A 24,688-nucleotide genomic window follows, 5' to 3' on the forward strand; every position below is an offset into this window, starting at 1 on the left:
AAACGGCGAAGAGGTGATACATGGAATTAAAGGAGGAGACATCATGGAATTTCCGATACTTGAAACCGACCGGCTGCAACTGGTCCAAATCGGCCAGCAATACGCCGAACACTTTTATGAAATCATGTCACGGGAAGATGTGACTCAATATTACGGGATGGACAAATTAGTCAATTTGCAGGAAGCGGCTGCAATCATCAATTCATTCCAAACTGCATTCGACAGCAAGCGAGGGATGCGCTGGGGGATCGTTTTAAAAGAAAACAAAGATTTCATCGGCACAATCGGCCTCAATAATTTGAATGTAAAAGCAAAGAAATCCGAAGTCGGTTATGAACTTCATCCCAACTACTGGCGGCAAGGCATCATGAAAGAAGCTATTAAAGCTGTACTGCAGTATGCATTTGAAGATTTGGACCTGGTGCGTATGGGCGCTGTGACGTTCCCCGAAAATAAGCCTTCAAGCCTGCTGCTGAGAAAGATGGGTTTTATAGAAGAGGGAAGGCTGCGAAGCTATTTGTATCAAGGCGGCCAATCGCACGATGCCTTGATTTTTTCATTATTAAAACCGGAATGGGTGAAGTAGGATGAGGCAAATCATTGCGCTTGGCGGCGGCGGATTCTCAATGGAACCGGAGAACCCTCTGCTCGACCGATACATAATGGACCAAGCAAGAAAGACGGATCCGAAAATCTGCTTTGTGCCTACAGCGAGCGGAGATTCGGACCAATACATCTCCAACTTTTACGGTTTTTTCAATGAACAGCATTGCGTTCCTTCGCACTTATCGCTATTTAAGCCGCCGACAAAAGACTTGGAAGCGTTTGTGTTGGAAAAAGACATTATTTATGTGGGTGGGGGGAATACGAAAAACCTCCTGGTTCTCTGGAAAGAATGGGAATTGGACATCATTTTACGGAAAGCCTGGGAACAGGGCATCGTGCTGGCTGGAATCAGTGCGGGTTCCCTTTGCTGGTTTGAGGACGGTGTGACGGATTCATATGGAGAACAGCTTGAGCCAATTCAAAGCCTTGGTTTCCTGAGCGGCAGCAATTGCCCCCATTATGATGGCGAAGCGGAAAGGCGCCCGACCTACCAGAAGCTGATTGCCTCCGGAACGATTCAGAACGGAGTGGCGGCAGATGACGGGGTGGCCATCCATTATATCGATCAGAAAATTCACCGGATCGTGAGTTCGAGGCCAAATGCCAAAGCTTATCGGGTATCATTTGACGGGCAATTGTTTGAAGAAGAACTTCCGACTGAGTTTCTGGGCTCCTAATAGCGGGAAAACAGGAATTTACAAGATTTAAATATCACTCAAAAAAACGAATAAGAGGGCGCATTATGCTGAATAACGAACAAGAAATCATTTCGGCCATTCAAAAAGATGCTTGGATGATGGAAATCCTGTCAGCGGCAAAAACCCTCGGGCTGCCGGACTGGTGGATATGTGCCGGATTTGTGCGCTCCAAAATCTGGGATACACTGCACGGGTATGGTGAACGCACCGCTTTAGCGGATATCGACGTCATTTATTTCGACAAAATCAATACGGAGAAATTCCGGGAAAAGCAATTTGAACAAATATTGCATGGGCTCATTCCGGAGGTCCCATGGTCCGTCAAAAATCAGGCGCGCATGCATCGCATCAATGGTTTGGCCCCTTACACTTCCGCTGTTGATGCTATTTCGAAATTCCCTGAAACGGCGACGGCTCTGGGCATGAAACTGGACGATGCAAACCGGCTCGTTTTAACGGCCCCATGGGGAATCAAAGACGCTCTGGCTTTGAAAGTGAAACCGACGCCGCTCTTCAAGGCAAACAGTGAGCTGTCAGCTGTTTATGAAAGCCGTTTGCAGAAAAAAGAGTGGGAAACCAAATGGCCAAAAGCGACAATTTATCCGCTAGTTCGCTCAAAGGCTGATGGGAGAGGAAAGCCAGCCATGAAAATTGAAACTGAAAGACTCGAATTCCGGCAGTACCGGGATGAGGATTTTAATTTCCTTTATTCCCTTTTAGCCGACCCGGAAGTGGTCCGTTATATTGGAAACGGGCAGATTCGCAACCGTGAAAGGGCTATGGAATTTTTATACTGGATTTACCGGTCCTATAAGGAAAATCCTGAACTGGGACTTCGAGTGCTTGTCCGCAAAGAAGATAACGTACCGGTAGGCCATGCAGGGCTTGTGAAACAAACAATCGAAGGGACAGAGGAACTGGAAATCGGCTATTGGATTGCAAGGCGCTACTGGGGTCGAGGCTATGCCAAAGAAGCGGCGAAAGCACTTTGTGATTATGGAATTGAGCAACTTGGCAAGAAGCGCTTTATTTCTTTAATTCAGCCGGGAAATAAAGGATCCCGGAAAGTAGCTGGACATATAGGAATGAAATTGGAAAAGGAAATTCAGTTATCCGGCAAAGACGTTGGTGTGTATTCTTTGGAATTATAGCGGAAGCAATCGAGGAGAAATTAGGGGGCAAGTATTGGAGGAGTTAACGTGGATCAATTCATGGAAAGAGCAGTAGAGCTTTCGCTCGCTAATGTCCGCGAAGGCGGCCAGCCATTCGGAGCGGTATTGGTGAAAGACAATCAAATCATAGCGGAAGGCGTCAATGAATTGCATAAAATCCAGGACGTCAGCGGCCATGCTGAAATGCTGGCAATCCGGCGCGCCCAGCAAGCGCTGAAGGCAGATAGCCTGGAAGGAAGCATCATGTACGCGAGCGGCGAGCCGTGCCCGATGTGTTTGGCAGCGATGTACCTGGCTGGAATAGAGAAAGCTTATTATTGTGCTTCAATCGAAGAAGCGGTGCAAGCAGGCCTTGGAAAATCCCAAATTATCTATGAGGATTTGAGAAAACCAAAGGCGGAACGCCGCTTGTCCATGGCCCAGATGCCGCTTGCAGGGAACCGGGAAAATCCGCTGGAGCTATGGGGAAAGCGCAACGGCGAAATATAAAAAGAAGAAATATCAAGCAAATACCGATTTAAGGAGGGGTTAATATGGTCAATGATCAGTTCAATTCCAGCAGTCGGCCTTTTGACCAGACGGAGCTTAATACAGGAAAGTTCCGCCAAGTAATTTCTGAAAAGGAGAAGGGTGGAAGCTGGAATGCGAAAGCAGCCAATCATCCTTTACTTACAGCAGCAGCCATAGCAGGTATAGGCTCATTGATTTGGAACCTTGTCATTAAGTTCAATAGATACTAGAATCAGCTTGAAGAAAAGCATCATCCGTTTATAGGGATGATGCTTTTCTTATTGAAGGGAATTTCTGATAAAGAGAGTCGGGATGATAAAAAGGGTTTGCTTTTTTGGTAAAAGGGAAAAATACGAGCAATACAAGATTGGCTAAAAATTTTTGAAGTTTTTTACGAGGAAATGCAGACTTATTAAAACGGGAGATGCTACCGTATGCCTAAAGAAAAAACATTGCAAAGTGAAATCGGAGGCTACCTTTCTACATTATTGCGCACTCATTTCGGCAAAGGGCCAACATCGACGTTTGTGACGATTGCCCCGCCATTTATCGCTATCCACCTCCGCGGCTTTTTAGCGCCGACAGAAAGAATTCTGGTGGAGCAAAAGGAATGGAAACGGGTGCTGGAAACAAGGGATTTGCTGATGAATGAACTAAAGCAGGAGATCAAACTGAACTTATGGAAAATTGCAGAGCTGGATGTCAAAGAAGTTTATGCAGACTGGCATCTTGAACAAAAGACAGGGTTGATTGTAGTTGTTCTTGACGATGAACAAGAACAGGGAAAATGGCAGTGGCCGCCAGACATAGACGAAGAAGAATTCTACAAGCAAATAATTATTGGAAGCCAGGAAGCCCAGAAAGAGCCGGCAGAGACATATATTTATTGGCTGAATGACCGGACTGTCTTAATCAGGCGGTTTGGTATTCTGCTGCAACTCGAAAAGGAACTTATAAAGAATGGATTTGAAGAAGAACTGAAGATAGCGAAACGGCCGCTGGAATACAAAATAATAGCGGAAGCAAATTTGCAGAAGGTATTGAACCGGAATATTACTGAAACATTTGTTGACTGGAATTTTGAAGCGGACATCGGGTATATGGTGCTGATCTTGGAATCAGTAGAAAAGCAGGATCAGTAAGCAGTTCTTTTGAAAAAGGAGGGATGCCATTATTGGCACCTCTCCTTTTTATGGCTATAGAACATCGTTAATCAATTAGAAGGGGAACTTCATGGCAGTATGGGCATTTCACATAGGCTCGGCTATTTTCAAGTTGGCTGATGTAATCATGTGAGTCTGTATGCTCCACAGCATCTGAAGGAATGTTGTCCACTCCGCAGCGGCCTAAAGCATAGTGCTGTTCATGGACATGTTTTTTATCATGGTCAACAATATACTTCATTGTACTCACCGTCCTTTCTTTTTTAAATGCAAAAAAAGCCGAAAAGAATCCCCAGACTCTTTTCGGCGTTGTTTACAGCTCTAATGTCTGCCACATCCAACCAAAGGTAAATTCCTCTATTTAAATCATGAGCAGCTCTTGACCCTAACTCCGGGTTCCAAATCAGAAACGCTATAGTTTTCTGATTATTCACATTCTACTCGCTCTTGCTGTAGAAGTAAAGCTAGGAAACTTTGCCTTTCTTTTTGTTAAAAACTGAAGTCTGTAACTCTGTTACGACATCTGATATAGTGAGTGTGAGGGCAGTATCCTAACCGAACTGCACCAGTAAAAACAATAATATCAGCAATTGCATAGTTCTGCCTTGATCTGAAATTGACAGGGACGGAGAAACCTACTTTTTAAATTTCTGCCCGTCTGTCCAGTTTGGGACCGACGGGCTTTTTTGGCTGGTTTTCCTCCCGGAAGGAGAGAAAAAAATGAAGAACACAGCATCATTTATCAAAATGAAGGCGCAAGGCGAGAAAATTGCCATGCTTACCGCTTATGACTATCCGTCTGCTAAACTGGCGGAAGAATCAGGAGTGGACATCATTCTGGTTGGCGATTCACTGGGGATGGTTGTTCTGGGATATGATTCAACTGTAAAAGTAACAGTTGAAGACATGATTCACCACGGAAAAGCAACGCGGCGAGGAGCCCGGGATACATTTCTGCTGGTCGATATGCCGTTTGGCTCGTATCACGGAAGCCTCGATCGGACACTTGAGCAGGCGATTCGGATTTTCCAGGAAACCGGGGCGGAAGCATTGAAACTAGAAGGCGCCGATGAAGTGATCGATGTCATCAAACTGCTGACGCACACCGGGATCCCGGTAGTAGGGCATCTCGGATTGACACCGCAGTCTGCTGGTGTATTGGGAGGCTATAAAGTGCAAGGGAAAACAGCCCATGCCGCCCAAAAACTGATGGAAGATGCAAAAGCATGCGAAGCCGCGGGAGCCTGCATGCTGGTCCTTGAATGTATTCCTTACCAACTGGCGCGCGAAGTAACGGCAGCCTTATCGATTCCGGTAATCGGCATCGGAGCCGGCGCTGAAACAGATGGCCAGGTGCTGGTGTACCATGACACATTGAAATACGGCTCGCACCATCTGCCGAAATTCGTCCGTTCCTATGCAGAGACGGGTGAAATTATGAAAAACGGCCTTAGTGCTTACGTGGAAGAAGTAAAATCAGGCGCGTTCCCGGCCGAAGAGCACCGCTTCACGATGAAAGAAGAAGAACTGCAGCAACTATACGGCGGTAAATGACAGCAAAAATAAAACCAGCAGGCATCTTTGAATGCCTGCTGGTTTTTAGCTGTTTAGAAAGTTGGAAATTGAATTAGCTATCATTCCTTAACCGATATTCCGCCAAACAGCTGCGCTTGCCGCGGGCGAGCGCCAAGCCGCTTCGTCGCTTTTGCTCCTGTCTCTGTCTCTGCATCGCTTCGCTAGCTTCGAGACATGAAAAAGCGTTGCAGGGTCTCGGCTGTCTCGTCGCTTACGCTGCCCCGCAGGCAAGACATTAGCCGAAGCCTGCGAGGCTAGGTCTTTGCGACGAAGCAGCGAAGCGATGCAGGAGCAGTAGGGTTTTCTCCGCTGTTTGGCTCTATATCTGGAGAATAGGAACAAATAAGAGAGAGCTTTCTCGAACAATCACTGTTATTAGAGAATCACAAAAGATGAGAAAATAAAATTGAATGCAGCGGAAGGCGGCGACTCCTGTGGGAATAGTGTGAGTCCTGAGACCCCGCAGTGAGCGTTAGCGAACGAGGAGGCTTAGGGCCACACCCCACGGAAAGCGTCCGCCCTGAAGCGAAATGAACAAGGCTGCCGAGAGTTTCTCGACAGCCTGCTGGTTTTGATTATCGGATATATGGTGCCGGGTTGACTGCGTTAGAACGGGCACCGTTCCAAGAGCCGATATGGATTTCAAAGTGAAGGTGAGGGCCGGTAGAGCGCCCTGTGCTTCCCATTTCACCGATTTTCTGGCCTTGGGAAACGGCTTGTCCAACAGAAGTGCCGATGCGGTTCATATGGCCATACACAGTCGAATATGTACGCCCGTTGATCGAGTGGGTCAAGATGACAACATTTCCGTAACCGCCCATATAGCCGGCGTATGAGACATACCCGCTTGCAGAAGCGACAATTGTTGTCCCGGTAGGATTTGCGATATCAAGCCCTAAATGGTTTTCTGCTCCTGCACCGATATTGCGTCCACCGAAACCGGATGTATATCGGCCCGCTGCCGGTTTGATGAATGTCGAGCTGCCGACTCTCGCCATTGAAGCCTGTGAAACAGATGAACTGCGTGCCGCTTGTGCTTTTCTGGCAGCTGCCGCTTCACGCTGGCGTTTCAATTCCGCTTGTCTTGCCACTTCGGCAAGGCGGGCTTGTTCTTTAGCAATCTGGCTTTCCAAGCCAGCGCTGATGTTCATTTGTTTTTGATGCTCTTTTTCCAAAGCCGCTTTTTCATTAGCCAAGCGTTCTTGCTCCGCTTTCAATTCTTTCTCAAGCTGTGCCTGTTCTTTTTTCTGGCCATCGAGAGATGTTTTCAGATTCACAAGCTCTGCTTTCCGGACTTCCTGTTCCGCCAGTTTCGCTTCCACTTGTGCTTTTTGTTCAGCGAGCAGTTTTTTATCTTCCGCTTGTTCCCGCATGATTTCGCGGTCCGCTTCAATTAATGTGTTTACTGCTGAAAATCGGTCGATAAAATCGATAAAGCTGTTAGCGCCTAACAATACATCTATGTAATCCACTGATCCGCCGCTCAATTGAATCGCGCGTGCACGTTCTTGCAGCAAGACCGTTCTTTCATCAATTTTGCGCTGCAGCTCTGTAATGGAAGCCTGCAAGGCCTCTATTTCTATCTTTGTTTGATCGATTTGAGCTTGGACTTCATCAATTTTTGCTTGTGTTTCTTGGATTTTATTGTCCAATTCAAAGATTTTACCGGCAATTTCTTCAAGCTTGGTTTGGTTTTGCGAAATTTCGCCCGCTTTTTCTTGAATGCCTGAATTCAATTCGTGTTGTTTCTGTTCCACTTGCTGTTTCTTGCTTTCCAAATCGCTTAGCTTATCCGCATTCGCTTCAGGAATCGAAATCGACAAAGCCATGATGGCTGCAATGACAGCGGTTGTGCATTTGGTTAATAAATTCACTATTCTTTTCCCCTTCCAACTATGTAACCCTATAATAAATCTTTAGGTAGATTGATATTTGAAAATCTATAATGGATGAACGGCCTAAAAAAACCGACAAAAGTATTGTACCATCATAAAAAACTATTTTTTGTTACAGTTATGTATCAAATTTTTATAATAAAATAGTCTTAAGTAATGCAGATGGCTCTAAGACTCGCATAACACCATGAAAAAAGCCATTTTCCTGTCTAAAAGGAAAATGGCTTTTTTGAAATTATTTTAGAATTATTGCTCTTCTTTCTCTTCTGTCCGAACAATCAAAACATCGCATTTTGCGGCGCGGACAATACGTTCAGAGACACTTCCCATAAAGATGCGTTCAGCGGAATTGGTTCCTGTCGCACCACAGATGATCAGGTCAATATTAAAGCGGCGGACCAAATCCACCGGAATCAGCGTTTTAGGAGAACCCATTTCAATTACAATATGGACCTCAGGGGCTCCGGCAGCAATCGCCTTGTTTTTATATTCTGCCAGCAAATTTTCCGCTTGTTTCTTGGATTCTTCGGCAAATTCGCGGCCATAAGATTCGATTGTGCCAAATGAGCGGTTATCAATGATGCTTGTTAAGTATAAGGCCGCCTGGTTACGCGCTGCGATTCCTATGGACTTTCTAAAAGCCAGTTCAGCTTCCTTAGAACCATCTACAGCGACTAATATCTTTTTGTATAGCATAGTCATATCAGATTCCTCCTTCTCTATACGGGTATATTTCGACTAATAAGCTTAGGTTTCCTTCTTTTTATAAATTTTTAAGGAAAATATGTCCAAAAATAAATAGGACTAAAGCTCCCAGAAAATTGTAAAGCTAATAAATATAGATTATGTTACTCTTTATTCAAATAGAAAGATGTGAAAATTTAAATAGCAGCGAGGTGATTGTATGAATGGAAAAACGGCGAGTTCAAATATATCCGATGAGTTAAAAGAGCTGCTGTCTATACGCCATATGATTAAAGAGTATAAAAAAGGCAGCTATTTATTCCGTGAAGGGGATGCCGTCAAAGGCATTTACATCATTCGCTCAGGCAAAGTGCAGATTGGAAAAATCACGCCTGACGGAAGAGAGCTGACTTTGCGGATTTGTGGACCGAGCCAATTGGTGGGAGAAGTCACTATCTTTTCAGATCACCCGCTTTATATGCTGGATGCCAAAGCAATTGAAGACGTTGTATGCATAAAAATTGCCATAGAAGATCTGGAAGACGCCTTGCTTGAAAACTCCAGGCTGGCTGTGGCGTTTATGAAATGGATGGGAATCGATCAGCAAAAGACGCAGACAAAATTCCGTGACCTGATGCTTCATGGCAAAAAAGGGGCGCTGTATTCCACATTGATCCGTTTATGCAATAGTTACGGAGTGGAAAAAGAAGGCGGCATCTTGATCGATATGGCGCTGACCAATCAGGAGCTGGCCAATTTTTGCGGGATGACACGCGAAGTGGTAAACCGCATGTTGAGCGACTTGAAAAAACAAGGGAAAGTTTCGACGGTGGAAGGGAAATTGCTGGTCCGTGATCTCCGCCATTTAAAAGATGAAATCAATTGCGAAAACTGCCCGATTTCTTTTTGCAGAATTGATTGAGAAATGAAGGAAACAGTCAGTTGGGCATAATCCGCTCCGAGTTGGGCATAAACCCTTCAGAGTTGGGCATAAATTAGCAAAAGTCGGGCATAAACTCTCTGAAGTTGAGCATAAGCAAAAAATAAGGCATAAAAAGAAGCTAATCGGAATAAAATCCGGTTGAACTGACCCAAAAAAGTTAGACAGGAAATTTAAGCTACCCCAAAGGCATGTGTCCGGTATTCCACCGGGCTCATGTCTTTTAATTTGGTCTTCATGCGTTTTTCGTTGTAGTACACGATGTAGTCATCCAGTTCAGCCAGAAAGTGATCGACGCTTTCGAACGTCTGGAGGTAAAGCAGTTCGGTCTTCAAGATGCCGAAGAAGTTTTCAATGACCGCATTGTCCAGGCAGTTGCCCTTGCGGGACATGCTTTGGGTGATGCGCCGGTTGGCTAATGTTTTCTGGTACTTGGCCATTTGGTAGTGCCAGCCTTGATCGGAGTGGAGGACCGGCTCGTCCCCAGGAAGTAATCGTTCAAACGCCTGGTCTAGCATCTCGGAAACCAGCTCATAGCTTGGCCGGCGTTGGACGGTATAGGCGATGATTTCGCTGTTGAACAGGTCGAGCACCGGAGACAGGTACAACTTTTCCCCGAAAAGGTGGAATTCGGTCACATCCGTCACCCACTTCTGATTCGGTTTCTCGGCAGAGAAATCCCGTTCCAGGAGATTCGGGGCGATTTTTCCGGCATTCCCGCGGTACGAACGGTACTTCTTCATCCGGACCTGGCACTTGATGCCAAGCTGCCCCATCAGCTTCAACACGGTCTTCGGATCGAGAAAGATCAGTCGCTTCACCAATGCCTTCCGGATCTGCCGGTGTCCGTAGCGCCCTTTGTGTTCGTGGTAGATTTCCGCAATCGCTTCTTTCGCCGCTTGATATTTGTCGGGACGCTCCTGGTGCTTGACCCAGTAGTAATAGGTGCTTCGCGGGATGGCGGCCACTTGGATCAGGTCGACGACCTTAAACTCATGCCTTAGCGCATAGATCACTTGCGCTTTGAGTTGCGTTGTGACGCTTCCTTTTCCTTCACTAAGGCATTCAACTTTTTTAGGTAGGCATTCTCCATGCGCAGCCGTTCGACTTCTTCTTGGAGTGATTCTTGCGAATCCTTGCCTGGCACTGGCTTTTTCGGTTTTTCTTTCATGGGTGGACGCCCCTTTTTCTTTGGAATGAGGGCGTCGCTCCCGCCTTGCTCAACCGCTTCCTTCCATTTCACCACCGTGGTTCCGGTAGGAATATTAAAAACGGCAGCTGCTTCAAAAGGGGACGCCCCAGTATCGTTCATAAAGTTCAATACGTCCAGTTTAAACTCGGTCGTGTAGTTTGTATACCGTTTCCGAAACCCTTCTTCGCCGTGATGCCGATAACGTTCAATCCATTGTTGGAGCACTTTCCGGTTAACGCCATAGCGTCTGGCAATTTCATTTTGAGAATCTGGGCCGGCTAAATAGGCTCGAGCAGCCTGTATTTTGGTTTCAACCGTAAATTTTGCCATAGAAAAACTGCACCTCCATTGTTAGTTGTGTCTAACAATTTCGGTGCAGTTCAGGTGCGGCTTCTTTTTTTGTCTAAAATTTGACAGTTGCCGTAAAAAAACAGCTCGGGTGTGAGAAATGTCACAATGCTTGATTGCCCAAAGGATTACTCTGAACACAAGAGAAGGACAACAAGAGGTGAGGGAAAATGAGCAAAAAAATCCAGGAACATGAAGTCGATTTAAGAGGGACATTGGTCAGTGTGTTTTTCGTCGGCATCGTCATTATCGCCATGTGGGTCATAGTTTATTTAATGTATGTAGCAAGATGAGCCCGACGGTTTATCTAGGTGGAAAAGAAAAGGAGTAGATCAAAATGCATCTTCACAAATATGAAAAAATCTGGCTGTCTTTCGGGATAGCCGCCCTCATTGTATTTTTGAGTGTGGTGGGAGTCAGCGCATTTTCCCATGACCACACACCGGCAGGCGGGATGGAAACCATCGACCCTAAAAAAGTAAAGGAAACGGCTCCTTTTGACAAGCCCGGAGTGACACAGCTTGATGATGACACGTATCAAGTGGCAGTTATTTCCATGGCATTCGGTTATGATGCACCAGAACTGAGAGTGCCAGCCGGAAAAGAAGTCATTTTTAAAGTGACCAGCACAGATGTCGTCCACAGTTTTACCATTGATAACACAAAAGTCAATTTAATGGCCGTTCCTGGACAGGTTACGACAAAGTCCTACACATTCGAGAAACCCGGTAAGTATTTGATTCTCTGCAATGAATACTGCGGTACAGGCCACCATATGATGTTCAACGAAATAGAGGTGTATTGACATGATTGCTGCACAAGATCGGAAAATCGCAATATGGAATATCGGTGTCGCATACATGGCATTTCTAATAGGTACATTATGCGGTTTGCTTCAGGTTTTTATCCGGAATGACGCTTTGCAGTTGCCTGCCTGGCTCGATTATTATCAGATTTTAACGGCACATGGTGTGCTGCTGGCCCTTATTTATACAGCATTTTTCATTTTTGGATTCTTCATTACGGGCATGAGCAAAACCCTTGGAACATTCGGTCCGAAAGTCCGACTGTTTTCCTGGATCGGTTTCTGGGTCACTTTACTAGGTACGGTGATAGCAACAGTCATGATTGTACTCGGAGAAGCTTCCGTACTTTATACATTTTATGCACCGCTGAAAGCGAGCGGCTGGTATTATGTCGGACTGGCTCTTTATGTGGTCGGCACATGGATCAGCAGCTTTGCCTTAATCGGACATTACCTGGTATGGCGCAAAAAGCACAAAGGTGAATTAAGTCCATTGTTTGCTTTCATGACCATCGCGACCATCATTTTATGGCTTATTGCTTGTCTTGGGGTAGTGGCAACGGTTCTGTTCCAATACATTCCTTGGGCATTTGGCTGGACTGATACGATCAACGTTGAGTTGAGCCGTTCCCTCTTCTGGTATTTTGGCCACCCGCTTGTGTACTTTTGGCTGCTGCCGGCTTATATGGCCTGGTATTTGATCGTGCCGAAACTGCTCGGTGTGAAAGTATTCAGTGATTCACTGGCACGTTTGTCATTTGTCTTGTTCATTCTGTTCTCGATTCCGGTCGGTTTCCACCACCAACTGACTGAACCCGGCATTTCGAACTTTTGGAAGTTCCTGCAGGTTGTGCTGACATTCATGGTTATTATTCCGTCACTCGTGACTGCGTTTTCAATGTTTGCAACGTTTGAAACATCTGGACGCAAAAAAGGCGCAAAAGGTCTGTTTGGCTGGTTCAAAATGCTGCCTTGGAAAGACGTCCGCTTTACATCAATTTTCATCGCGATGGCGTTCTTCATTCCCGGCGGCGCCGGCGGTATTATCAACGCAAGTTTCCAATTGAATGAAGTCGTCCACAACACGCTATGGATTGTCGGGCACTTCCACATTACAGTCGGCACGCCGGTGGCAATGACATTCATGGGAATGACATTTTGGCTGATCCCTTATTTGACCGGGCGTAAATTCACCAAATCAATGCAGACACTCGGTTTTGTCCAAATCATCACTTGGTCAATCGGAATGCTGCTAATGTCAACGGCCCAGCACGTACTCGGCCTTCTTGGTGCACCGCGCCGGACAGCTTATTCAGCTTACAACAATCATCCTGCCGCATTGGAATGGTTCGACGGCATTTTGACAAGCCATGTCACCATGGCGATCGGGGGCAGCATCTTGTTCTTGTCCGCGATGATTCTGATGTATATCGTTGTCATGACGATGTTCCTTTCACCGAAAGCTGTAAAGCCGGAAGACATAGTCGAGTTTCCGCTGGCTGAAAGTGACAGGGAAAACGCGCCGAAGTTCTTGGAAAACTGGAAGATCTGGATCGGCATCGCATTTGCTTTAATCTTCATCGCTTATGCTATTCCGCTCAGCAGTATGATTCAACATGCACCGCCTGGCTCAGAAGGATTTAAAACTTGGTAGGAGATGAGGGAAATGTTTGTAACCTTGTTATCATTAATGATCATCTTTATCGTATTCACCGCAATGCTCGTTGAAACCAGCACAGAAGAATATTAAAAGCAAAAAAAACTGCCTGTTCCGGAAGAATTCGGAACAAGCAGTTTTTTGATTGTTAAAAATAAATAACAGAATCTTCAAAAATATGGTATTCTACAACTTATTAATATGGTTAAGAAAAGCGAGGGAGTCTTATGAAAATAACGCTGGAAAAAGCGGAAGTAAGGGATGCGACATCCATTTTCAAACTGCAAGTGGCGGCTTTCCGACCGCTGTTGGAAAAGTATCAGGATTACGATACCAGTCCGGCCAATGAAACTGTAGAGAAAGTAATTTCCCGCATCACTCGCCTCGATAGTATGTTTTTCAAGATTATTGCGGATGGCAGCTTATGCGGGGCAATCCGCATCCATTGGAAAGAAGGAAATCGATTTTGGGTCAGCCCTCTTTTCGTCCATCCAAATTATCAGGGCCGGGGAATAGCGCAGGAAGCGATGAAATTGGCTGAGGGCTTATTTCCGGAAGCCGTTACATGGGAACTTGCGACCTTGCTTGAAGAGGAAGGCAATTGTTATTTATATGAAAAAGCCGGATATGTCCAGACAGGTGTCAGCCATAAATTGAACAGCAAAGCGACACTTGGCTATTTTAAAAAGATGCGAGAGGGAGTGAAGTGATGGAGTACACGGTGAAGCCGCTGGAAGGATTTACTGAAAAAATAGGGGAACTGGCGTTTTTGCTTGAACATACGCGGGCTGCAACATTGAATGACCTGGCAGGGCTTAAGCAAAGCGATTTGGACTATATAGACGATGTTGGCAGCAATTCCATTGGGGCGCTGCTTGCCCATATCGGCGCCATCGAGAAAGTCCATCAGCTGATTTCATTTGAAAGACGGGACTTTACGGAAAAGGAATGGGAACAGTGGGGAGCGGCGATAGAACTGGGGAACAAAGCCCGAGCAGCAATTCAAGGCCATTCTTTGGATTATTACTTGAAAGGGTTGGAGCAGGTCAGAAAATCGACGTTGGACAAGCTCCGTTCCAAAGACGACAGCTGGCTTTATCAGGAGCGCCATTGGCCGAATGGCGTGCCTTATAATAATTACTATTTATGGTTTCATGTAATGGAAGATGAGATCAACCACCGGGGGCAAATCCGGATCATCAAGCGGAAATTAAGGGGAGGATGAGCAGCATGGACAGCATACTGGCAACTGGCCGGTTTTTCTTTCGGGAGTTTGAAGAAAATGACTGGCCAGCCGTACACCTTTATGCCGGGCAAGAAATAGTGAGCCGTTACCAGCCTTGGGGGCCGAATACAGAAAAAGAAAGCCGGACCTATGTCCAGCAAATAATTGAAGGAGCGGCCAAAGCTGAAAGAACCCAATTTGCTTTTGCGGTGATTTGGAAAGAAAGCGGCGAACTGATTGGGGCAGGGGAACTCTATCTTAAGGATTCAGCCAATCGAGTGGGAGAAATCGGTTATATCCTCCATCCGGATTTTTGGGGGCGGGGGATTGCAACCGAAGTGGCAAGGCTGCTAATCACTTACGGTTTTGGCGATTTGGGCCTTCACCGCATTTTCGCTACGTGCAATTCAAATAATATGGGTTCACAGAAGGTGCTGGAAAAAGCAGGCATGACCTGGGAGGGAACGCTGCGGGAAAATATGCTCATGAAAAACGGCTGGCGGGATTCAATGATCTATAGTGTGCTGGAACAGGAATGGAAATGATATGGCTCTGGTATGCAAAACCTGTTAATTGCCTGCAACTATTAACAAAACTCCCCAAATGCCGATATTAAATTATGAAGTGAATTTGTACACGAAATCAATGTGATAAAATGAATTCCTCTTTAATAACATTCGATAAAGCAAAATACATTAAGAACCTTTGGGAGAAAAATATGAAATTAAAGATGAAAACTGCAGGAATGATCGGACTCACTATGGCAGCGTTTATTACCTTGCTTTTCCTTTTCATTCGTCCGGTCATATTGGAAGATGCCAAATTGATGGATGAGGAGTCTCTTAACATTGACCGGGAACGTGTGAAGAGCTATATCTCAGGAGAAGCAATGGATTTGAAACGGCTGAATCGGGATTGGGCGGTTTGGGACGATACTTATAAATTTATACAAGACCAAAATCCGGAATATATCTATTCGAATTTAATGTCGGAAACGTTTAAGAACAACGCCATTAACTTTATATTGTTTATCGATAATGAAAATCAAGTCATTTATTCAAAAGGATACGATTTAGAAACCGGAAAACAGCTGGATCTGAATAGTTTTTTTCCTGTAGTTTCGGAGATAAAGCGCCACACAGAACAACAGGGCGGGACGGCCATAATGGATAATGCTAAGTTGGGGCATGTTCTGATAGCGGGCAGTGCAATTCTGACAAGTGAAGAAGAAGGTCCTGCTGCAGGATATTTGCTTACGGGAAATCTCTTAACTGGCTCCTTTTTTGAAGAAATGAGAGAAGATTTAAGTGTCAATGTTGAGATTACAGAAGATGCAAAAGATTTAAGTATTCAAGAGCTGAATGAGACTACAATAAGCGGAATGGTGGCCATTGGCGACGACTTGAATTTAGAAGTGCAAAAAGACCGGAGATATTTCCAGCAAAAGTCGCGGAGTACAAATGATTTATTTTGGGCCTTATCGCTTGCCTGCTTACTGCTCGTTTTCCTTGTGTATTATCTGCTAGACCTTTTTGTCTTGTCGCGCATTTCAAATCTCTCTAGCCAACTGAAAGATGTAGATTTTGATAAGGAGCAATCTTTAGAAGTACATAGCACCAGGGACGTTCATGATGAAATTACCGATTTGGAAAATTCAATTCGAGAGATGCTGAGCAGCTTGGAGAAAGCTCATGCGGATGTATCAAAACTGGCTTTCTTTGATCAGTTGACGGCTTTGCCGAACCGTTTCAGCCTGTATAAAGATTTCTTGAGCAGGATTGAACAGAAAGATGCTGCTTTTGCCGTCTTATTCTTTGATTTGGATGGCTTTAAGCGCATTAATGATTTGTATGGCCATGGCAACGGAGATGAATTGTTGAAGCAAATCGGCATGCGGCTTAGTGGGAAATCCCTGAAGACAGGAAGCCGTTTGTTCCGAATTGGCGGGGATGAGTTCATCCTTTTGACTCAAGCTACAGAACGGAACGAGCTGATTGCGGAAATCGAAGAAACAATGAGTTCCATCCGAAAAGTCTTTACACTCGATAAAGTGACGGCCAGTATTTCGACGAGCATCGGTGTCAGCCTGTATCCGGCAAATGCGACAACCCTTGATGATTTATTGCAATTCGCGGATATCGCAATGTATGCCGCAAAAAAGAATGGCAAGAATCATTATGTGTTTTATGAAGACCTGACGGATAAGCACCTTTATAAGTATTTACAGAATTTAAAAAACGATTTGGTGGATGCGGTAACTCAAGGCGAGTTCTTTTTGGAGTATCAACCGATTATGGACAACAAAGGCCTTCATATTCAAACCGTTGAAGCATTGATCCGTTGGAATCATCCTACAGAAGGAATGATTCCACCGTTGCGGTTTATTCCATTAGCGGAAGAAACGGGTATGATGAGGGAGATCGGGGAATGGGTTATCCGGAATGCCGTAAAAGACATTCAGCAGTGGAATATGGATAACAAGCAATCGCTTGCCTTGGCAGTGAATGTTTCAAAAGCTCAATTGCGATTTAAAGATGAATTGATCGGTTTAATAGATGAAGTGTTAGAAGAATATAAATTTCCAGCATCACTTTTGCAGATTGAGATTACGGAAAGTGATACAGTAGCTGAGCATGATGAAATCGTTTCTTTCATCCACGAATTGAAAATACGGAATATCCAAGTAGCCTTGGATGATTTCGGGGTCGGCACTTCATCGTTATATCATTTGCTGGAATTGGATGTCGATATTGTGAAAATCGACCGCAGTTTCTTGCGCCAAGTGCCGGCAAGCAAAAAAGATACGGCATTATTAAAAGGAATTTACAGCACTTTTTATGATTTGAACATTCAATTGGTCACAGAAGGAATTGAAACAGCCGAACAGCGAGATTTTGTGTCAGCTAAAAATGGCACTTATCTGCAAGGCTTTTATTTCAGCAAACCGGTTCCGTTGAAGGACTTGCGGAATATGCAAGATGCATGGGAAAAAACTTTAAATTAATTGTGCAAATCGCTTTTCGTTCCCTCATCTATTGTTCTTATGCCATAAAGGTGTAGAAATGGCCAGAACCTGTTATGATATAAGGAATTCACAGATAGTAACGGAGTGATAACATGACTAAAAAAGACAAAGCAAAAAGCGGCATCGGAAGAGGAACCGGCAAAAAGGGTTGGACCCGCTGGCAGGCAGGCGCCAAAAAAGCCAAGAGCGCAAAGCCTTATACCAGCAAAAATAAAAAAGCAAACGAGCCAAAAACCGACGGCCAGCCTAAAGAAGAAGGATCAGGCTGGGTTGATATGGATTGATGGATTAAGAGCTGCCCCTATGGGCGGCTTTTTTTATGGCCAGAATAAAAAAACAAATCATTTTACATCTTTTGGGGTTTGGAATATTATATATCGTGTACGATATAATCACATTGGAGGAATGAAGGATGAAACCACTTTACGAAACGGCCATCATCAACACAGGCGGCAGACAAGGGGAAGTCTATTCTGAGGATAATATTTTCCACATGGATGTAGCAAAACCGCAGGCACTTGGAGGAGCAGCGACAACGGCCACCAACCCTGAGCAGTTATTTGCAGCAGGTTATAGCGCATGCTTCAACAGTGCCCTGGAAATGGTACTGGAGCAGGATAAAGTAAAAGTGGAAAAAAGCGAAGTTAAAGCGACAATTTCCCTTATCGGAGATAAACAAAACGGCGGCGTGAAATTAGCAGCCAAGCTCGAAGTGGACATTACCGGCATTGATGAGGAACTAAAACACAAATACGTGGAAAAAGCCCATCAATACTGCCCATATTCCAAAGCGATAAAAGATTCTGTCGATGTGGAGATTGTCGTTATTTAAAAAGATGATAGGTGTGATCAAAATGGGCAAGCCTTCAAAACTTGAACAGCAATTATGCTTTGAAGTCTATAAAGCATCGAGCAATTTCACAAAAATGTATGCACGGGTGCTCGAACCATTCAACCTGACATTCACCCAGTATCTTGTGCTGCTTGTTTTATGGGATGAAGACCATTTGCTGATGAAAGATATCGGAGACAGGCTTGGCCTTGGAACAGGGACGCTGAATCCAATCATCAACCGGATGATGGAACGGGGGCGGCTTGTGAAGGAACAATCGCCTGAAGACAAACGGGCTTTTATTGTATCACTGACAGAAAAAGCAAAAAGCGAGCAGCAGCCGATTGAACAAGCTGTTGTGGAGAAACTCACGAGCTGCAACTTCCTGAACGTCAACGCTATTACGTTGATGAAAAACTTGAAGGAATTGAATGCGTTTTTCGGCGAAATGGACTTGTAGCCGGCCGAGCCAAGAAAGGGAAGGGTTCAAATGGGCATATACGATTTAACCGTAACCGATTCAAGCGGGAAAACTTATCCGTTGAGCGACTACAAAGGAAAAACGATGCTGATTGTCAACACAGCGACCAAATGCGGCCTCAGTGATCAATTTGAAAGTCTCGAGAAGCTGTATACGGCTTATAAAGACCAAGGGTTTGTCGTTCTTGGCTTTCCATCCAACCAGTTTGCACACAGGAACTGGCAAACGCGAAAGAAGCGGAACAAGCATGCCGAATGAGCTATGGCGTGACTTTTCCGATGCACGAAATCATTAAAGTCAACGGCAAAGAAGCTCATCCGCTGTTCAAATACTTAACAGAACACAGCAAAGGGTTTCTCGGCAGCAGCATCAAATGGAATTTCACGAAATTCCTGGTGGATCCACAAGGGCGTGTCATTGGAAGATATTCGCCAAAAGACAAACCGGAGTCATTTGAACAGGAAATTCAAAAGATGCTGGCAAAATAAAGCGCGACAAGAGAACGCCCCAGAGCAGCAATTGCTTTAGGGCGTTTTGTCATTTTATGCTTTGCCAGCGGAAATGGCTTTCTGAGAAAGCCACTTGGAAACCACTGCTGCAACTTCAGCCGGTTCATCCCATTGCACCATATGGCCGGCACCGCCGATTTTCCGCACAGTCAAATCTTTCACATGGGCCGTTAATTGGGAAATTCCCAAAGCCCTTGCTGCATTCAACTCCTTAGGCGAGTCGCCATACACCAGCAGCAATGGCATGCGGATAAAAGGATATGCTTCCGTAAACGGCTCCCGGAAAAATGCCTTGATGATCGATAGCACCGTGAATTTGGAAGTCCGCAACTCAAATTCCCCGATTTCATTTTGCCGGAAAACCGTTTTGAGACTGTTTTCTTTAACCGCGTTCCACTTGCTGGTGTAATCTTTGTATTCCTTGATCACATCTTCCCAATGCGGAAAAGCAGAATTATCCATATAATAGTTCCAGCCGGAAAGCGTGTAATCGAACGTCATTTCAGGCTGGTTCTGTGGAAACGTAAAGCCGCCATCAAGCAAAATAACCCCCAGCACTTTCTCCGGATAACGCCTTGCAAAATGTAAAGCGGTGTCCGCTCCCCAGGAATGCCCCATTACAAAAAACGGCTTTTCTGAAAGCTGCTGCAGCATGCTATCAAACCAAACAGCCAAATTCGAAAACAAATAATCTTCTTCATTGCCAAACGGTGCTGTTTTTCCATGCCCGGGACTATAGAGAACGATCAGGTGGAACTGTTCTTCCAATAGCGGAATCAGCTCACCGAAACTGTACAGCCCAGTGCCTGCCAGTCCATGAAAATAGACCAAAACCGGATTGCTTTCGCTGCCGTATTGCCGGCATTCCACTTTTTGGCCGTTAATCAGTAACTTTAAGTTCTCCATTGTCCAGTCCTCCGTCGATAAAGCCGTATCTCCTATCTAAGTTCGTGTTTTGTTCCAGCAATCCTGCTCCGGAAATAAAAGGATTTTGGCATTGAAAAGAAGAAAAGGTAAGCATTAAGGTTTTCAGGAGGAGAATAGATGGAAAATGAAAAAACTTCGCTAATATTAGTGGATGTGCAAAAAGCTTTTGACGACCCAAAATGGGGACAGCGAAACAATCCGGAAGCGGAAAAAAACATCGGGAGAATTTTAACGCTGTGGAGAGAAAAAGGAGGATCCACGGTTCATATCCAACACCAATCGGAAGATCCCGAATCCCTTTTCCATCCATCAAAAGAGAGTTTTGCCATAAAAACACCGATGCTGCCATTCGATGGGGAACCCGTCATTACTAAGAACGTGAACAGTGCATTCATTGGCACGGATTTGGAACAGCATTTGAAAGTGAACGGAATCACCACAGTGATAATTGCCGGTTTAACAACACCGCATTGCGTCTCCACAACGACAAGAATGAGCGGCAACTTAGGGTTTGACACCTACCTGGTTTCCGACGCCACTGCCGCTTTCGCAATGGAAGACCAAAACGGTGTCCGCTATGATGCCGAAACGGTTCATGCGGTATCGCTGGCTACTCTGCACGGGGAATTTGCGACAGTACTGACGACTGAGCAATTAATAGAGAAGTTGAGATGAATCAAGACAAACCAGCGGGTTATACGCTTCGGAAAGACCCGACGCCTTTATAAATCCAGATGACGAAGAAAAATTAGGAAAAGGAGTTTCAATATATGACGGAACAAGAATTCTATGACAAAGTCGGCAAAACAAACGGTTGGGATTTTAGCAGCATCCAGTGCATTTCAGAAGGTGTCGGCTGGGATTTCTACGAAGAAGTTGTAAAACGAGCCGCAGCTGCAGATATTCTTCTCGATATTGGCACTGGAGGAGGAGAAAAAGTTTTGGATATCGCATCTTCTTTTTCTTTGATTATCGGTATCGACAATTCACAGGAAATGATTCGGACAGCACATTCCAATCAGGAAAAGTCATTTGCTTCAAATGTCCGCTTTTTCCAACAGCCAGCGCAGAATCTCCAGTTTCCGGAAGGCTTTTTTGACATGGTATCAAGCAGGCATTGTTCGTTTGATTCCAACCAAATCGCTAAAGTTTTAAAAAAAGGAGGCCTTTTTTTGACTCAGCAAGTCAGCGAAGGCGATAAGCTGAACTTAAAGCAGGCATTCGGGCGCGGGCAATGTTTTGGTGAAGCGGATGGAACGATGAAAGAGCGCTACATAAAAGAGCTGGAGGCAGCCGGATTCTCTAAAGTCGAGGCTTTTGATTACAATGCGGCTGAATACTTTCAAACGCCGGAAGACTTGATTTTTCTTTTAACCCATACGCCAATCATTCCCGGCTTTGGAGAAAAGGAAAACGATCTGGCAGTTTTCAATTTATTCATTGAAAATAACCGGACCGAAAAAGGGATTCGAACCAACTCCAAGCGCTTCCTGCTGATTGCAGACTATTAAGGAGACAACTTATGAAGAAAATTAAAAAAGGGCGCTTTGCCTATTATATAGCGGAACCTTTAGTGAAAAAAGAAACCGGCTTAGCTGTGTTTTTCTATCACGGCTGGGGGACTACCGCTGAAAGTTACTTAGATTTTGCAAAAACCTTAACTGATGAAGGATATGTAGCGATTGTCCCGGAGCTGGTTTACCACGACACGCGAAATCCTTTGGAGAACCCTTTCCGGCAAGAGCTTGTGCAACAATATTTTTGGAAAACCATCTTCGAAAGCATCGAAGAGTTTGATGAATTCAGGAAAGGGGCTGGAATTCCTGCATCTCAGGCGATTGTCTGCGGCAGTTCGATGGGCGGCTTTATCGCTGCGGGCATTATGGCACAGCATCGGCAGTTGGGCGGATTAGCGAGCATTAACGCCTCGGGCGCTTTTTTGCTGACAGAGAAGATTTTTCGGAACAGAGATTTTCGGCCAGCGCTATCGCCTGCAGAAGAGCAGTTATGGGGAAAATATGATCCGCTCCTACAGGAGGCCCCTACTGCACCGGTCCTGCTCCTTCACGGAAAAGCCGATCAGACCATTCCTTTGGAAGCACAAATGCATTATTATCAATACCTTTCGAATAAAAGTGGAATCCAAAATGTGCAGCTTAACTTATATGAAGATGTAAATCATCAGTTTACCGACGAAATGGCCATGGATTTGCTGGAGTGGCTTAGCAAACTATCTCAAAAAGAGCTGGTTTTAAAAGAATTGGTTTCTCCTTTTATTTCCCGGGAAATAAAAGAATTATTGGGCTATGCGACTTCCCTAGAAAAAGTAGAGCCAGAGTACGGTGAGTATATAAAGGCAGCTAACCGAAAATTGTATAGTATTAAATTGGATGGGCAACTTACCGGATGTTTGGGCATTGAATTCAAAGAAAGAAAACAGATTGAAATCAAGCACATAGCGGTTATGCCGCATGCAAGAGGAAAACGAATCGGCAGCCGCATGATCCAAGAGGTCTTCGACAAACATTCACCCGATGTCATAGTTGCCGAGACAGATCAGGAGGCGGTAGAATTCTATCGCAAAACCGGTTTTGCCGTTGCAAGCCTTGGTGAAAAATATCCGGGTGTCGAACGGTTTTTGTGTGAAAGGAAAGGAAATTGATATTTGAAGAATTTTAAAACGGTTGCCGATTGGGCCGGAACAAATCGGGCTCCTGCTTCGTCAACTTGGTACTGAGCATCCGCTCTATTCAGTGGCAAAGCTTAAAGAAGTGCTGAAAGAAACTTTGGAAATTGCAGAAGACTGCTATTCCGTACTTGATTCCGCGTTTGCCCATTATGGCTTCAATCAGCCGTTCCTGAGGAATTGAGGAGTTGAGGTAAAAAAACACCTTTACTTCAAAAGTAAAGGTGCAGCTTGTTCAGGGATATCCAATTTTTCCGGCTGTTCTTGGCCGGCTTGTTTTACTGGTGGGCTGGCCGCTAAAGCGGCCAGCATTCCAAGCACGGGAAAGAGCATGATGCCCCAAAGCACTCCGGTATAACCGCCGAACTGATCGAACGCAATAGCGAGCGGCATCGGTCCCAGTGCAGAACCGGTAACGATCATTGCGATTGAAATGCCGCTGATGCTGCCGATATGCTTGCGGCCGAAATAATTGGGCCATACAACTGCCATGACAATCCGCTCGATTCCCATGCTGACTCCCCAAATGATGCCAAAGACAATCGCAGCGGAAAGGGCAGAAGTGTTTTGCAGCAGCAAGAGTGACGCAATTTCTCCGACAAATACCACTGCGAGCATGTATTGTACTTTGATCTTTTCGAGAAGGATGCCAGTCAAAAACGTCACCGGAAGGCCGATGAGCGCGGTTAGACTCAGCACACTTGCTGCCGCTCCAAGCGACAGGGATTTTTCGGAGAAAATCGAGACTAAATGGAATGTCAGGCCGGAATTGACGATTCCGGGAATCACGGCACAGACAAGAAGCAGCCAGAATGCTTTTGTTTTTGAAGCTTCTTTTACGGTCCAACTGATTTCCGCAATCGGTGTACTATTTTTTCCGCCTTTTGCCGAACTGCCGTTATCCGGCAGCAAACCCATGTCTTCCGGGGAATTTTGGATGAGGAAGAAAGCAAGAGGCGTGAAGCAGACGACAATGATCACTCCAAGAATAATCCATGAAGCGCGCCAGCCGAAAGCATCAATGAGCCAAACATTCAATAACGGAAAAGCCGCTGAACTGACCAACCCGCCAATTGCTGCAATGCTGATGGCCCGTCCTCTTTTTTTAACAAACCACTGAGGGATGAGCGAGCTTGAAATAAGGCCCATCGACCCTTGGCCGAGCAGCCGGATGAAAAAGAAGCCGATAAACAGCATGACGAGACTCGTGACAAAACTATTGAAAAAACAAGCAACAGCAAGTGCAAGAGATACGATGACCGCCATTTTTCTCGAACCGTTTCTGTCAATCAGCCGGCCGATAAAAAACAGCAAAAACCCCGCAGCCAATGTTGCGGAGGAGTAAACAGCGGAAACCGTTGAACGGCTCCAGCCGAATTCGCTTATATAATAATCGATAAAAATCGCGTTGGAATATGTTTGTCCGGGACCTGAAAAAAACTGGGATAGCGCGGCAAGCGCGATGATTACCCAACCGTAGTGAAAAGAATAGCCTGTCTGTTGTTTCATAGTGCATCTCCATTTTTCTTAATCCTTAAATAAGATTAGTTTATTGAATTTGAGAAGTAAAAATATATCAAAATCACAATTTATTATCATATCATAATCGAGTTGCATTAAAAACATTTGATTTTAACTAAATTAAAGTAAAATGATTCAGAAATTTAATATTTTCAAATAGCACTTATTTCTTTCGTTCAAAACAGTTTTAAGAGATGGATATTTTAGGATTGTGCGGTGTAAATGCGTTAAAAAAGG

At 45.0% G+C, this 24,688-nt stretch carries 28 protein-coding genes and 1 pseudogene; 23 read left to right on the forward strand and 6 right to left on the reverse strand.

What is annotated here, in order from left to right; translation table 11 throughout:
- Positions 1 to 43 precede the first annotated feature (43 nt).
- The 6 genes from AC3AQ9_RS11975 to AC3AQ9_RS12000 all read left to right on the forward strand — a co-directional run bounded on the left by AC3AQ9_RS11975 (position 44) and on the right by AC3AQ9_RS12000 (position 4,128).
- A complete protein-coding gene (locus AC3AQ9_RS11975; RefSeq protein ID WP_488307718.1) occupies positions 44 to 586 on the forward strand; it encodes a GNAT family N-acetyltransferase in 543 nt (180 codons plus the stop codon).
- A 1-nt stretch (position 587) separates the two neighbouring features.
- A complete protein-coding gene (locus AC3AQ9_RS11980) occupies positions 588 to 1,283 on the forward strand; it encodes a Type 1 glutamine amidotransferase-like domain-containing protein (RefSeq protein WP_488307719.1) in 696 nt (231 codons plus the stop codon).
- Between the two features lie 65 nt (positions 1,284 to 1,348).
- Positions 1,349 to 2,455 (forward strand): nucleotidyltransferase family protein, encoded by a 1,107-nt coding sequence (locus AC3AQ9_RS11985; protein WP_488307720.1) that lies wholly within the window; start codon positions 1,349 to 1,351, stop codon positions 2,453 to 2,455.
- Between the two features lie 48 nt (positions 2,456 to 2,503).
- Entirely contained in the window at positions 2,504 to 2,965 is a 462-nt protein-coding gene (locus tag AC3AQ9_RS11990) for a nucleoside deaminase (protein ID WP_488307721.1), read from the forward strand.
- A 44-nt stretch (positions 2,966 to 3,009) separates the two neighbouring features.
- Entirely contained in the window at positions 3,010 to 3,216 is a 207-nt protein-coding gene (locus AC3AQ9_RS11995; RefSeq protein WP_488307722.1) for a hypothetical protein, read from the forward strand.
- A 204-nt stretch (positions 3,217 to 3,420) separates the two neighbouring features.
- Complete coding sequence (locus AC3AQ9_RS12000; protein ID WP_488307723.1) at positions 3,421 to 4,128, forward strand: Na-translocating system protein MpsC family protein; 708 nt, start codon at positions 3,421 to 3,423, stop codon at positions 4,126 to 4,128.
- Positions 4,129 to 4,195: 67 nt separating this feature from the next.
- On the opposite strand, the gene AC3AQ9_RS12005 is transcribed toward AC3AQ9_RS12000, so the two are convergent.
- Entirely contained in the window at positions 4,196 to 4,390 is a 195-nt protein-coding gene (locus tag AC3AQ9_RS12005; RefSeq protein ID WP_488307724.1) for a hypothetical protein, read from the reverse strand.
- A gap of 479 nt (positions 4,391 to 4,869) precedes the next feature.
- Between AC3AQ9_RS12005 and panB the strand changes: the two genes are divergently transcribed.
- Positions 4,870 to 5,703: a 3-methyl-2-oxobutanoate hydroxymethyltransferase gene (panB, locus tag AC3AQ9_RS12010; RefSeq protein ID WP_488307725.1), complete on the forward strand. Its 834-nt coding sequence runs from the start codon at positions 4,870 to 4,872 to the stop codon at positions 5,701 to 5,703.
- A gap of 596 nt (positions 5,704 to 6,299) precedes the next feature.
- Here panB and AC3AQ9_RS12015 read toward each other — a convergent pair.
- A complete protein-coding gene (locus AC3AQ9_RS12015; protein WP_488307726.1) occupies positions 6,300 to 7,598 on the reverse strand; it encodes a murein hydrolase activator EnvC family protein in 1,299 nt (432 codons plus the stop codon).
- A 267-nt stretch (positions 7,599 to 7,865) separates the two neighbouring features.
- A complete protein-coding gene (locus AC3AQ9_RS12020; protein WP_488307727.1) occupies positions 7,866 to 8,321 on the reverse strand; it encodes a universal stress protein in 456 nt (151 codons plus the stop codon).
- A gap of 202 nt (positions 8,322 to 8,523) precedes the next feature.
- On the opposite strand from AC3AQ9_RS12020, the gene AC3AQ9_RS12025 reads away from it, so the two are divergent.
- Positions 8,524 to 9,225, forward strand: a complete 702-nt coding sequence (locus AC3AQ9_RS12025) for a Crp/Fnr family transcriptional regulator (protein WP_488307728.1) — start codon at positions 8,524 to 8,526, stop codon at positions 9,223 to 9,225.
- 191 nt (positions 9,226 to 9,416) lie between these two features.
- On the opposite strand, the gene AC3AQ9_RS12030 is transcribed toward AC3AQ9_RS12025, so the two are convergent.
- A protein-coding gene (locus tag AC3AQ9_RS12030; protein WP_488307729.1) for an IS3 family transposase occupies positions 9,417 to 10,765 on the reverse strand; the annotation gives its coding sequence in 2 pieces (ribosomal slippage) (positions 9,417 to 10,321 and positions 10,321 to 10,765; 1,350 coding nt in all).
- A gap of 188 nt (positions 10,766 to 10,953) precedes the next feature.
- Between AC3AQ9_RS12030 and AC3AQ9_RS12035 the strand changes: the two genes are divergently transcribed.
- The 11 genes and pseudogenes from AC3AQ9_RS12035 (at position 10,954) to AC3AQ9_RS12085 (ending at position 19,296) form a co-directional block, all read left to right on the forward strand.
- Complete coding sequence (locus AC3AQ9_RS12035) at positions 10,954 to 11,076, forward strand: cytochrome C oxidase subunit II (RefSeq protein ID WP_488307730.1); 123 nt, start codon at positions 10,954 to 10,956, stop codon at positions 11,074 to 11,076.
- A 44-nt stretch (positions 11,077 to 11,120) separates the two neighbouring features.
- Positions 11,121 to 11,588, forward strand: coding sequence for a cytochrome c oxidase subunit II (locus tag AC3AQ9_RS12040; protein WP_488307731.1), 468 nt, complete (start codon positions 11,121 to 11,123; stop codon positions 11,586 to 11,588).
- Position 11,589: 1 nt separating this feature from the next.
- A complete protein-coding gene (locus AC3AQ9_RS12045; protein WP_488307732.1) occupies positions 11,590 to 13,242 on the forward strand; it encodes a b(o/a)3-type cytochrome-c oxidase subunit 1 in 1,653 nt (550 codons plus the stop codon).
- Between the two features lie 230 nt (positions 13,243 to 13,472).
- Complete coding sequence (locus AC3AQ9_RS12050; protein ID WP_488307733.1) at positions 13,473 to 13,955, forward strand: GNAT family N-acetyltransferase; 483 nt, start codon at positions 13,473 to 13,475, stop codon at positions 13,953 to 13,955.
- Positions 13,952 to 14,470: a DinB family protein gene (locus tag AC3AQ9_RS12055; RefSeq protein ID WP_488307734.1), complete on the forward strand. Its 519-nt coding sequence runs from the start codon at positions 13,952 to 13,954 to the stop codon at positions 14,468 to 14,470. The genes AC3AQ9_RS12050 and AC3AQ9_RS12055 overlap by 4 nt, the downstream gene beginning before the upstream one ends.
- Positions 14,471 to 14,475: 5 nt before the next feature.
- Positions 14,476 to 15,015, forward strand: coding sequence for a GNAT family N-acetyltransferase (locus tag AC3AQ9_RS12060; protein ID WP_488307735.1), 540 nt, complete (start codon positions 14,476 to 14,478; stop codon positions 15,013 to 15,015).
- Positions 15,016 to 15,188: 173 nt separating this feature from the next.
- The gene (locus AC3AQ9_RS12065; RefSeq protein WP_488307736.1) at positions 15,189 to 17,474 is read left to right on the forward strand and encodes a bifunctional diguanylate cyclase/phosphodiesterase; all 2,286 of its coding nucleotides are present in this window, start codon (positions 15,189 to 15,191) and stop codon (positions 17,472 to 17,474) included.
- A gap of 113 nt (positions 17,475 to 17,587) precedes the next feature.
- Positions 17,588 to 17,779: a DUF3934 domain-containing protein gene (locus AC3AQ9_RS12070; protein WP_488307737.1), complete on the forward strand. Its 192-nt coding sequence runs from the start codon at positions 17,588 to 17,590 to the stop codon at positions 17,777 to 17,779.
- A gap of 128 nt (positions 17,780 to 17,907) precedes the next feature.
- A complete protein-coding gene (locus AC3AQ9_RS12075; protein WP_488307738.1) occupies positions 17,908 to 18,327 on the forward strand; it encodes an organic hydroperoxide resistance protein in 420 nt (139 codons plus the stop codon).
- 22 nt (positions 18,328 to 18,349) lie between these two features.
- Positions 18,350 to 18,787: a MarR family winged helix-turn-helix transcriptional regulator gene (locus AC3AQ9_RS12080; protein WP_488307739.1), complete on the forward strand. Its 438-nt coding sequence runs from the start codon at positions 18,350 to 18,352 to the stop codon at positions 18,785 to 18,787.
- Between the two features lie 30 nt (positions 18,788 to 18,817).
- Positions 18,818 to 19,296 (forward strand): annotated as a pseudogene (locus tag AC3AQ9_RS12085) (glutathione peroxidase).
- Between the two features lie 54 nt (positions 19,297 to 19,350).
- On the opposite strand, the gene AC3AQ9_RS12090 reads toward AC3AQ9_RS12085, so the two are convergent.
- A complete protein-coding gene (locus AC3AQ9_RS12090; RefSeq protein ID WP_488307740.1) occupies positions 19,351 to 20,223 on the reverse strand; it encodes an alpha/beta fold hydrolase in 873 nt (290 codons plus the stop codon).
- A 138-nt stretch (positions 20,224 to 20,361) separates the two neighbouring features.
- Between AC3AQ9_RS12090 and AC3AQ9_RS12095 the strand changes: the two genes are divergently transcribed.
- From AC3AQ9_RS12095 to AC3AQ9_RS12110, 4 genes are all read left to right on the forward strand, one after another.
- Complete coding sequence (locus tag AC3AQ9_RS12095; RefSeq protein ID WP_488307741.1) at positions 20,362 to 20,919, forward strand: cysteine hydrolase family protein; 558 nt, start codon at positions 20,362 to 20,364, stop codon at positions 20,917 to 20,919.
- Positions 20,920 to 21,014: 95 nt separating this feature from the next.
- The gene (locus tag AC3AQ9_RS12100) at positions 21,015 to 21,755 is read left to right on the forward strand and encodes a class I SAM-dependent methyltransferase (protein ID WP_488307742.1); all 741 of its coding nucleotides are present in this window, start codon (positions 21,015 to 21,017) and stop codon (positions 21,753 to 21,755) included.
- A gap of 11 nt (positions 21,756 to 21,766) precedes the next feature.
- The gene (locus tag AC3AQ9_RS12105; RefSeq protein ID WP_488307743.1) at positions 21,767 to 22,906 is read left to right on the forward strand and encodes a GNAT family N-acetyltransferase; all 1,140 of its coding nucleotides are present in this window, start codon (positions 21,767 to 21,769) and stop codon (positions 22,904 to 22,906) included.
- 22 nt (positions 22,907 to 22,928) lie between these two features.
- Complete coding sequence (locus AC3AQ9_RS12110; RefSeq protein ID WP_488307744.1) at positions 22,929 to 23,114, forward strand: hypothetical protein; 186 nt, start codon at positions 22,929 to 22,931, stop codon at positions 23,112 to 23,114.
- Between the two features lie 23 nt (positions 23,115 to 23,137).
- On the opposite strand, the gene AC3AQ9_RS12115 is transcribed toward AC3AQ9_RS12110, so the two are convergent.
- Positions 23,138 to 24,439: an MFS transporter gene (locus AC3AQ9_RS12115; protein ID WP_488307745.1), complete on the reverse strand. Its 1,302-nt coding sequence runs from the start codon at positions 24,437 to 24,439 to the stop codon at positions 23,138 to 23,140.
- Positions 24,440 to 24,688 lie beyond the last annotated feature (249 nt).

Source organism: Planococcus sp. VCh962, from assembly GCF_057748275.1.